General features: G+C 64.3%; 10 protein-coding genes and 3 pseudogenes. 4 read left to right on the top strand and 9 right to left on the bottom strand.

Annotated features, from left to right (window positions below; translation table 11 throughout):
* The 7 genes and pseudogenes from B0E41_RS25825 to B0E41_RS25855 all read right to left on the bottom strand — a co-directional run.
* The coding region (locus B0E41_RS25825; protein WP_143433593.1) for an ABC transporter permease subunit at window positions 1–271 on the bottom strand (271 nt) is incomplete at its 3' end.
* A 1-nt stretch (window position 272) separates the two neighbouring features.
* Window positions 273–1,013, bottom strand: a complete 741-nt coding sequence (locus tag B0E41_RS25830) for an amino acid ABC transporter permease (RefSeq protein WP_077335962.1) — start codon at window positions 1,011–1,013, stop codon at window positions 273–275.
* 74 nt (window positions 1,014–1,087) lie between these two features.
* Window positions 1,088–1,990 (bottom strand): amino acid ABC transporter substrate-binding protein, encoded by a 903-nt coding sequence (locus B0E41_RS25835; protein WP_077335964.1) that lies wholly within the window; start codon window positions 1,988–1,990, stop codon window positions 1,088–1,090.
* 55 nt (window positions 1,991–2,045) lie between these two features.
* Window positions 2,046–2,933 carry an amino acid ABC transporter substrate-binding protein gene (locus tag B0E41_RS25840; RefSeq protein WP_077335966.1) on the bottom strand — a complete coding sequence of 296 codons (888 nt, stop codon included), beginning with the start codon at window positions 2,931–2,933 and terminating at the stop codon, window positions 2,046–2,048.
* A 5-nt stretch (window positions 2,934–2,938) separates the two neighbouring features.
* A complete protein-coding gene (locus B0E41_RS25845) occupies window positions 2,939–3,832 on the bottom strand; it encodes a transporter substrate-binding domain-containing protein (RefSeq protein WP_077335968.1) in 894 nt (297 codons plus the stop codon).
* Between the two features lie 170 nt (window positions 3,833–4,002).
* Window positions 4,003–4,275 (bottom strand): annotated as a pseudogene (locus B0E41_RS25850) (transposase); the annotation flags it as partial.
* 107 nt (window positions 4,276–4,382) lie between these two features.
* Complete coding sequence (locus B0E41_RS25855) at window positions 4,383–5,345, bottom strand: LysR family transcriptional regulator (RefSeq protein WP_077335970.1); 963 nt, start codon at window positions 5,343–5,345, stop codon at window positions 4,383–4,385.
* A gap of 175 nt (window positions 5,346–5,520) precedes the next feature.
* Between B0E41_RS25855 and B0E41_RS25860 the strand changes: the two genes are divergently transcribed.
* Window positions 5,521–6,342: an MBL fold metallo-hydrolase gene (locus B0E41_RS25860; RefSeq protein ID WP_077335972.1), complete on the top strand. Its 822-nt coding sequence runs from the start codon at window positions 5,521–5,523 to the stop codon at window positions 6,340–6,342.
* Window positions 6,343–6,346: 4 nt separating this feature from the next.
* Complete coding sequence (locus B0E41_RS25865) at window positions 6,347–6,739, top strand: nuclear transport factor 2 family protein (protein WP_077335974.1); 393 nt, start codon at window positions 6,347–6,349, stop codon at window positions 6,737–6,739.
* Between the two features lie 402 nt (window positions 6,740–7,141).
* Here the strand turns inward: B0E41_RS25865 and B0E41_RS25870 are convergent.
* Window positions 7,142–7,942: pseudogene (locus B0E41_RS25870) on the bottom strand (IS110 family transposase); the annotation flags it as partial.
* 1 nt (window position 7,943) lies between these two features.
* Here B0E41_RS25870 and B0E41_RS25875 point away from each other — a divergent pair.
* Window positions 7,944–8,450 (top strand): annotated as a pseudogene (locus B0E41_RS25875) (alpha/beta hydrolase); the annotation flags it as partial.
* A 65-nt stretch (window positions 8,451–8,515) separates the two neighbouring features.
* Here B0E41_RS25875 and B0E41_RS25880 read toward each other — a convergent pair.
* Window positions 8,516–9,208, bottom strand: a complete 693-nt coding sequence (locus B0E41_RS25880) for a TetR/AcrR family transcriptional regulator (RefSeq protein WP_143434046.1) — start codon at window positions 9,206–9,208, stop codon at window positions 8,516–8,518.
* A gap of 127 nt (window positions 9,209–9,335) precedes the next feature.
* Here B0E41_RS25880 and B0E41_RS25885 point away from each other — a divergent pair, with 127 nt between their 5' ends.
* On the top strand, window positions 9,336–9,758 hold the full coding sequence (locus tag B0E41_RS25885; protein ID WP_077335978.1) for a DUF2147 domain-containing protein: 423 nt from the start codon (window positions 9,336–9,338) through the stop codon (window positions 9,756–9,758).
* The last annotated feature ends 22 nt before the right edge of the window (window positions 9,759–9,780 follow it).

Here is a 9,780-nt window from a genome sequence, read left to right on the forward strand (position 1 = left end):
CCGCGCCCATGGGCTTGCCGATCATCAGCGGAATGAGCAGGAAGAACCACAGGATCACCATCACCAGCGGGATGGAGCGCAAGGTGTTCACATAGAACGCGGCCGGCATCACCAGCCACTTCTTGCCCGACAGGCGCATCAGCGCCAGCACCGTGCCCAGCACGACGCCACCGATCATGGCCACCAGCGTGAGCTGCACCGAAAAGATCAGGCCCTTGAGCACGAAGCTCGAAAAGACCGACCAGTCGAGGAAGGAAAAGTCGAGATTCATGTCAATGCCCTCCGATCATGCCGGGCACCTGCACGCGCTGCTCAATGAACAGGGCGATGCGGTTGATGACGAAGGCGGAGATGAAATACAGGCCGGTCACGGCGAGGTAGACCTCGATGCCGCGCGAGGTTTCTTCCTGCGCCTGCATGGCGAACATGGTCAGTTCGGCGATGGACACGGCAAACGCCACCGAGGAGTTCTTGATGATGTTCATGCTCTCGCTGGTCAGCGGCGGGATGACGATGCGAAACGCCATCGGCAGCAGCACGTAGCGGTAGGTCTGCGACAGCGTCAGGCCCATGGCCAGCCCGGCGTAGCGTTGCCCCTTGGGCAGGCTCTGGATGCCGGCGCGCACCTGCTCGGCAATGCGCGCGGAGGTGAAGAAGCCCAGCGCGAACACCACCAGGATGAAGCTGGGCACCTCGCGCAGCGGCGGAATCAGCGCCGGCAGCACGTGGTACCACAGGAACACCTGCACCAGCAGCGGGATGTTGCGGAACAGCTCGGTCCACACGTTGCCGATCACCACCAGCGCGCGGCTGGGCGTGGTGCGGAAGATGCCCATCAGCGAGCCCACCAGCAGCGCCACCACCAGCGCCAGCACGGCCACGCTCAGTGTCCAGCCCCAAGCCGACAGCAGCCAGTCCAGGTAGGTGATGTCGCCGCCTTCGCCAAAACAGCTGGGGCGCACCTCACCGTCGATGGTGTCCTTGCAGAACACCTGCCAATCCCATGTGCTCATGGTGAATTCCCAAGTTCAAGAAAGAGGGCCGCCCGTTCGCCGCCGGGCGGCCAGTTCAAACGCCCGTCAGAGCATCACTTCTTGACGGAATAGTCTTCCATTGGCTTGTCGTTCGGGGTGGCCCAGGCTGCCTTGGTGTTCTCGTTGGCGACCATGCCGACCTTGGTGTTGGCCGGGGGGATCGGCTGCTCGAACCACTTGGTCCACAGCTTGGACACGTCGCCCGACTTCATCATGGCCTTGAGGCTGTCGTCCACGGCCTTCTTGAAGGCGGTGTCGTCCTTGGGCAGCATGATGGCGATGGGTTCGACCGACAGCACTTCGCCCACGAGTTTGAAGTCGGCCGGGTTCTTGGCCTTGGCGATGTTGCCGGCCAGGATGGCGCCGTCCATCACGAAGGCGTCGGCACGGCCGCTCTCCAGCAACAGGAAGCTGTCGGCGTGGTCCTTGCCATAGACCTGCTCGAAGTCCACGCCGGTGGCGCGCTCGTTCTTGCGCAGCGTCTGCACGGAGGTGGTGCCGGTGGTGGTGGCGACCTTCTTGCCGTTGAGCTGGGCGATGGTGGTGATGCCGGAGTTGGCCTTCACGGCGATGCGCACCTCTTCCACGAACGTTGTCACGGCGAAAGACACGTCCTTCTGGCGCGCGGCGTTGTTGGTGGTGGAGCCGCACTCGATGTCGACCGTGCCGTTCTGCACCAGCGGGATGCGGTTCTGCGAGGTCACCGGCTGGTACTTGATGTCCAGCTTGGCCAGGCCCAGTTGCTTCTGCACGTCGGCCAGCACCTTCTGGCAGATCTCCACGTGGTAGCCCACGTACTTGCCGTCGCCCAGCGTGTAGGACAGGGCGCCCGAGCTTTCACGCACGCCCATGGTCACGGACCCGCTGTCCTTGATCTTCTTCAGGGTGTCGGCGGTCTGCGCCACGGCGGCCGAGCTGGCCACGAGGGCGGCAACAATCAACAAAGACTTTTTCATACAGGCTCCAAAAGGTTGGGAGGGTGGGGGAAACAAAAGAATGACCGTGGCCGGATCAACCGGGCACCTGGTCCGTGGGGTACTTCCAGAAATCCTTCAGCAGGTAGTTCATGGGCAGGTTCAGGGGCTTGTTGGTCGGCGGGATCGGCTGGTTGAACCAGCGGTCGTAGATCGCGTGGGCCTCTTTGGACCGGATCAACCGCTTCATCTCGTCGTCGACCAGTTGTTTGAACTGCGGGTCGTTCTTGGGCAGCATGATGGCCAGCGGTTCGATGGTCAGGAACTTGCCCACCACCTTGAGTTGGCTGGGGTCGGGCCGCCCCGCGGCCAGGCCGTAGAGCAGCACATCGTCCATCACGAAGCCGTCGGCCTCACGCCGTTCCACCATCTCGATCGCGCGCAAATGGTCGTCGGCTTCCAGGACCGTGATGCCCAGCAGGTATTCGTTGTTGGCCCGGTTCACCGCCTTCAGCGGCGTCGTGCCCTTGGTGGAGACCAGCTTCAGGCCCCTGAAATCACGCACCAACTGCACCGTGCTGTCCGCGCGCACCAGGTAGCGGGCACCGGTGATGTAGTGCGGCACGGTGAAAGCCACCTTCTGCCGGCGTTCGGCGTTGTTGGTGGTCGAACCACACTCCAGGTCGGCCTTGCCCTCTTCCACCATGGCGATGCGGTTGGCCGGCGTGACCTGCAGGAACCGGGGCGTGAGCGTGTCCAGCGCCAGCTTCTTTCGCACGGCTTCGGTGAGTTTCAGGCACAGATCGATCGCATAGCCCACCGGCTTCTTGTCGGCATCAACGAACGAAAAAGGCACCGACGATTCGCGGTGGGCCAGCACGATGCCGCCGCTTTTCTGGATGCGGTCCAGCACCGGGCCGGCCCCCGCCCACAGCGGTGCCAACGCCAGGGCCGCGGCCCAGAAAAACCGGTTCAGACAGGCCATGGTGGTTACCCCAGAGGTTGATCGGTCGGCGACCGGTACAAGTCAAGCAAAGCGTCCGGCGGTGGCCAGTTCAGATTCAGGCCCTTGGGCGGAATCGGGCTCTGGAACCAGCGGCGGTAGATCTTCAGGGCCTCGCCCGAGCGCATCAGCTGCGTCAGGCTGCGGTCCACCACAGCCTTGAACGCGGTGTCGTCCTTGCGCAGCATGCAGGCGTAGACCTCGGCCGCCATGGGCTGACCGACCACGCGCCAGTCCTCGGGCCGGTCCGCCTTGGCGCGCAGCCCATAGAGCACCGCGTCGTCCATCAGGAATGCGACAGCCCGCCCACTTTGAAGCTGTTCGAACGCCTCACCGTGGTCCTTGGCCGAGACGATGTCCACCTTCAGGCCGGTGGATTCGCTGTGCAGCATGAGCTGGCGCTCGCTCGTGGTGCCGGCGGTGACCAGCACGCGCCGCCCGTTCAGATCGGCCAGCCCGGTGACGCCCGAGTCCACCCGGGTGAGCAGGCGCGAACTGGTCTGGAAGATGGAGACCGAAAACGCCACCTGGCGCGCCCGCTCGCGGTTGTGGGTGGTGGAGCCGCACTCCAGATCCACGGAGCCGTTCTGCACCAGGGGAATCCGGTTCTGAGAGGTCACCGGCACCAGCTTGACGGCCAGCGCTGGCAGCTTGAGTTCCTTCTTGATGCTGTCCGCCACCGCCAGCATCAGGTCCTGCGAATAACCCACCACCTGACGGCGGCCGTCGTAGTACGAGAACGGCACCGACGACTCGCGGTGCCCCAGGCTGATGGTGGCCGTCTGCGAAATCTTCTGCAGCGTGGTGAGCACGGGCGTCTGCGCCTGTGCACTCAACGCGCAGCACATCAGCAACAGAAAAGGAGGCAGGCAACGGGTCATGGTCGTGGGGTGTTTGGGGGTGTTCAGCGCAAAGGCCGTGCCAGTGAGTGTTAACCCTAGGAACAGGCCTCCAATGTGGCGCAAAAGCCCGCTCAAACGCCCTTTTCGGCGCCCACGGGTCGCCCAGACGAACGGAAATCCGTTTCACCCACCACCCCGAAAAACGGATTTCCGACCCGCTCAGAGGCGCGCAGTGTCTCGTTGCGCGCCAGCGCTCCCGCCAGGGTCACCTTCCACGGTTGGGCATTCTTGTGCGGAGGAATCACCGCCTGCGCCCCGAGCCCGGCTATCGCCGCATGGCCCGCCTTGGTGTCGTAGGCACCATCCCCGCTGACGCTGGCCACCGCTTCATCGGGCGGTATCTGCCCCAGCAACTCGGGCAACATCGGCGCATCTCCCACGCTGTTGTCGGTCACGTCGATGGCTCGAATCTCCAGCGTCTGGATGGCCGTCTTTGTCCAGCCAGATCGTCAGCAACCCCTCGGGCTTTGGCGCGGCGTTGTACTCGGCCCAGTTGGCGATCTTGTAGCGGGCCTTGGACCCCTTCGGTTCACTCATGCCCCCAGGCTACCAGCCCACCGGACCGACTTTGTGCAACAACGCCCAGCAGGTCCACAAAAGCGCGCACCTTTGCCGGGCGAAACCTCGCCGCAGGAAACACCGCGTGGATGCCGCCCGAGGGCAGCTCCCACTGCGGCAGCACCTGGATGAGGCGGCCGGTGGCAAGGTGGTCTGCAATCGCATAGTCAGGAAGTACGGAGAGCCCGGCGCCTTGGCACACGGCTTCGCGCACGGCAAGGGTGGCATCCAGAAAGATGGATGCCTGCATGGTCACCGCCTGGCGTTCGGTCTCGTCGCGCGTGAAATCCCACCGGAGGTTGTCGCGCAAAGCCGTGTTGGCCACGAAAGGCAGTCCGGCCAGCTCACCCGGGTGCGTGAGCGTTGCCACTTGCCGGGCCATGGCAGGGGGCGCCACCAGCAGTTGCCGGAATGTGCCGATCTTGCGGGCCTGCAGGCCGGTTTCGGTGAGCCAGCCGACGCGAATCGCCAGCTCGATGTTGCCGGTCATGAGGTTCAGCGTCTGGTCGCTCATGATGGCGTCAACCTTGCAGGCGGGATAGCGCTGCATGAAGGCGACGATGGCCGGCACGACGACGCCCACGCCATAGTCGAACGGCGCGGTGAGCCGCAGCGTGCCCGATGGCTCCGCCGATGATTCCGCCAGTTCGTCAAAGGCGTCTTCGGCCTCGTGCAGGATGGATGCGCAACGCAGGTAGAAGGCCTGCCCGGCCTCGGTGGGCTGCACCTTGCGTGTGGTGCGTACCAGCAGCGAGGTACGAAACTCGCTCTCCAGCCGGGCCACCTGTTGGCTGACCACGGCCTTGGTGATCCCCAGCCGCTCGGCTGCGGCGGTGAAAGAGCCTGTCTCCACCACCGCCACGAAGTAGGCCAGCCGCCGGAGGTTGCCCAGCCCGCCCAGGCTATTGTCGGCCGTATTGTATGTTTTTAGCATACATTGTGTTTAGCATGTATGTGTTTCAGAGTCAATCATTAGTGCCTACCATTGGCTCAGCGCTTCTCCGGCGGGCCGGCAACTGCCCAAAAGGAACCGCGCCAAGCTGCAATCAGTGATCCACAATGCAACCGCCGCGGGCGTCGCGATGGTTGATTTCCAGGAGTGAAACGCCATGGCTGATACGACCCGATTGACGTGGAAACATTTCCCCGCTGGCGAGCACGGATTCTTCCGCGCGCCGGTGCTTATCTGTGGCGCGAGCGACGCCGTGCTGATCGACGGCGGCTTCACGCTGCCCGATGGCAAGGCGCTGGCCGAGGCCATCAAGGCCAGCGGCAAGAAGCTCACCACCATCTACATCAGCCAGAGCGACCCGGACTATTACTTCAGCCTGGGGCCCATCAAGGCGGCATTCCCGGATGCCAAGGTGGTCGCGTCGTCGGCCACGATCGCAGCCATTCAGGCCAACGTTGAAAAGAAGCTGGCCACCTGGGGCCCGCAACTCAAGGACAACGGCCCGCAGGCGCTGGCTGACATCGTGATGCCTGAAGCCTTTGACGGCCCAAACCTCTCGCTGGAAGGCAACGCCATCGACATCGTCAATGCCGACGGCGTGGCCAATCGCCGCTATATCTGGGTGCCTTCGCTCAACGCGGTCTTCGGCGGGGTGCTGGTGTTCTCTGGCGTGCACGTGTGGACGGCAGACACGCAAGGCGCCGATGCACGCGCCGCCTGGATCAAGAACCTCGACGCCATGGCCTCGCGGCAGCCGGCGGTGGTGGTGCCAGGGCACATGGCGATCACTGCCGCTGCCGATGCATCGGCAATTGCCTACACCCGCGATTACCTGATGGCCTTTGAGCAAGAGCTGGCAAAGGCTGCCGACAGCGCCGCCCTGATCGCTGCCATGACGCAGCGCTACCCGGACGCTGGCATGGGCGTGGCGCTGCAGATAGGCGCCAAGGTCGCCACCGGCGAAATGAAGTGGGGCTGAAGCCATGACGACCCAAGCAATTGACATCGTGCGCGCGCACTACGCCGCGTCGGACCAGGGCAATGTGCAGGAGATGATGGCCCACGTGTCGCCGCAGGTGCACTGGACCGAGATGGCCGGGTTTCCGTGCGCGGGCACCTGGGTAGGGCCGCAGGCGGTAGCCGAGAACGTGTTTGCCGTGCTGGGCCGGGACTGGATCGGCTACCGGTTTGAGCTACAAACCCTGATCAATGCGGGCGACCAAGTGATCGGGGTAGGCAGCTACAACGGCACCTTCCGCGCCACGGGCAAGGCAATGCAGGCCCGGGTGGCCCATGTGTGGAAGGTGCAGGAGGGCCAGATCGTGGCCTTCGAGCAATTCACCGACACGCTGCTGGTGCGCCAGGCCATGAACTAGGGCAACTACAAGGGCTTCCCCACAACAGTCAAGCGTTTTCCCAGCCGTGATGCATCGCGTAGCGATGGATCACGGAATGCATTTCAATTGTCTGGATTCAATCCCCACCTTCAATGCCAGCCTTGCGTTGTGTATTCGAGCAAGGGATGCGGACAGCGAAACTACAAACGGTCATGAATGCTGCTTTTTGCAGCGGACCCTGATGAAAGACGCGCGCGGGGGACCCATTCGCTGAGCGAGCATGGCCGGTATCGCTAGCGGCCCTGATCTCCTTGCCTTAGTCGGTCACTCCCCGCGCAGGTCCACCCCTGACTCATCAACGTGGCTGGCTGCACGCGGTGAAGAAAATCGAATCCACGCCTCTCCTGTGTTTCTTTTGACTCTGGTGTCGGGCTCGGGTGCTCAGGCAGGCAGGTGGAAGTCTTCACCCCGGTTGAGCACGGCCCAGCACATGCGGGCATTCTTCGCGGCAATGGCGACGATGGCCTTCCAGTAACCGCGGCGCTGTGCCAAGGCGGTGGCCCAACGGCTGATCGGATCGCTCTTGTTCTTGGCCGCTACGAGCACCGCTCTGGCACCCAGCACCAGCAGGCTGCGCAGATACGGGTCACCGGCTTTGGTGATCCGCCCCAGGCGCTGCTTGCCTCCCGAGCTGTACTGTCCGGGCACCAGACCCAACCAGGCGCACAGCTGGCGCCCGCATTTGAAGTCACGGCCATTGCCGATGGTGCTCAGCAGCGCTGTGGCCGTGGTCTCACCGATGCCGGGCAGTTGCATCAGGCGCTGGGCCTCGGTGCTTTGGCGCGCCATCGCGCGGATGTGACGGTCGTACTGCGCAATGCGCTCATCGAGTCGGCTGACCTCGCTGAGCAGATCCCCGATCACCGTATTGGCCCAGCCGGGCAAGTCCTCCAGGCGTGCCATGGCCTCGCGGCGCACGACAGCGGTTTTGAGCGGCAGCACGATCCCCAGCTCAGAGAGCAAACCCCGGATGCGGTTGAAGGTGGCGGTGCGTTGCTCCACAAAGCCTTGGCGGGCGCGATGCACCAGCAGTTGGCCTTGCTGCTCAATGCTCTTGATTGGCACGAAGCGCATGTTGGGCCTGGTGACGGCTTCACAGATCGCTGCGGCATCGGCCGCATCGTTCTTGCCTCGTTTGCCCGAGAGGCGGTTGGGGGTGACGAACTTGGGTGCCATCAGGCGCGACGGCAAGCGCCTCGCGGTGGCCGGCAACAGCGTGGGCGGCAACATGGCAGCGGTCGTGGCGCTGATGGCCAAGGCCAAAGGGGCCCCTGCACTGCGTGCACAGGTGCTGTTCTGGCCGGTGACGAACGCCAGCTTCGAGAACGCCTCGTACGACGAGTTCGCCAACGACCACTTCCTGACCAAGAACATGATGAAGTGGTTCTGGGACGCCTACACGACCGATCCGAAGCAACGCCAGGAGATCCACGCCTCGCCGCTGCTCGCAACCACCGAGCAGCTGAAGGGCTTGCCGCCGACCCTGGTGCAGTCGGCCGAGAAGGACGTGCTGCGTGACGAAGGCGAGGCCTATGCCCGCAAGCTCGACGCGGCCGGCGTCACCGTGGTGGCCACGCGCAACAACGGCATGATCCACGACTTCGGTTTGCTCAACGTGCTGAGCGGCGTGCCCACCACACGCACGGCGCTTCACCAGGCCAGCGAAGAGCTGAAGGGGCACCTGCGCTGAGCGCGGCGGCCTCGTTGCAGGACGGTGCGCCACCGACATGCACCGCGCCCCTCAGGGCGCGGTGTTCATAGCCGGGTGGCCACCTTGCGCGCCGGGCGGCGCTTCACGGAGGCGGCCTGCGGTCGCACACGGGTCAGGTGGCTGGCGATCATGCCGGCCACGGTGCGGGCCACGGCTTTCACGTCCAGCGGTTCGTCAAAAATCATCTCGACGGTGGCATAGATCAGTTCCACCACGATGCGGCTGACGAGCTGCAGCTCGGCCGCATCGGCTTCGGGCAAGGCCTGCGCGAGCAGCTGGGTCTGCTGCTGCGTGACGGCGGCGTGCGAGGCCAGCCGCACCTGCTGCAGCGCGGGCACGGCGCGAAGGGCCCGCATGATCCAGACCCCGCCCACGGTCTGCACCGTGGCTTCATAGGTGTCGACGATCAGCCCCTCGATCGCGCGCTCCAGGCTGTCAACCCCGCCGCTGAACACCTCCAGCGTGATCCAGCGGTCCACGCGCTCGTTCTGGGCCTGCATCAGGCGCTGCCCCAGCTCGGACAACAGCGCGTACTTGTTGGGGAAGTAGCGGTAGAGCGCCGGTGGTGTGAGCCCGGCGCGCTCGCACACCAGGTTGGTCGATAGCCGCTCAATGCCCACGTCGGCCAGCGTCTGCGCCGTCACTTCCAGGATGCGCTCGTAGGTCTCGGTGGCGCGCTGCTGCGCGGGCTGCTTCTTGGCAAGCAGGGAGGGCTGGGGTTTTCGGATCGCGGGCATGGGGTGGAGCACGTGTGGCATCAGGGATTCTCCCAACATTTTTTTTGACAACAAACAGTAGTCATAACTATATACTAGCCATAACTATCTAAACAGTCCTTGTCCCAACGCAAGAAAGGCCCACGCCATGAAGACCCTGAACCGTTTGATCACCGTTGTCTGCTGGTCGTTGGCCGCGTCGGCGCAAGCCGCCGGTCCCGAGGACGCCCAAGGCTTGTGGATGACCGCGGAGAGCGACGCGGTGATCCGCTTCGCGCCCTGCGCCGATGCGCCCGGCGCGCTGTGCGGAACCATCGTCTGGGACAAGGACGCGGGCACCCCTGCCGACACCTGCGGCGTGCGCATCGCCCAGCTCGGGCGCTACGACAAGGACGCCTGGCGCGACGGCTGGGTCTACGACCCGCGCGACGACAAGAAATACAAGGGCGTCGTGCGCGCCAAGGCCGACGAGCTGCGCATCCGCGCCTTCGTGGGTGTGGAAATCCTGGGCCAGACCGAACAGCTCAAGCGCGTGGCGACATTGCCCGCCACACCGGTCTGCAAACACTGATCCCGTTCCCCGCGCTTCCCCC

This window comes from Hydrogenophaga sp. A37 (assembly GCF_002001205.1).
Classification (GTDB): domain Bacteria; phylum Pseudomonadota; class Gammaproteobacteria; order Burkholderiales; family Burkholderiaceae_C; genus Hydrogenophaga.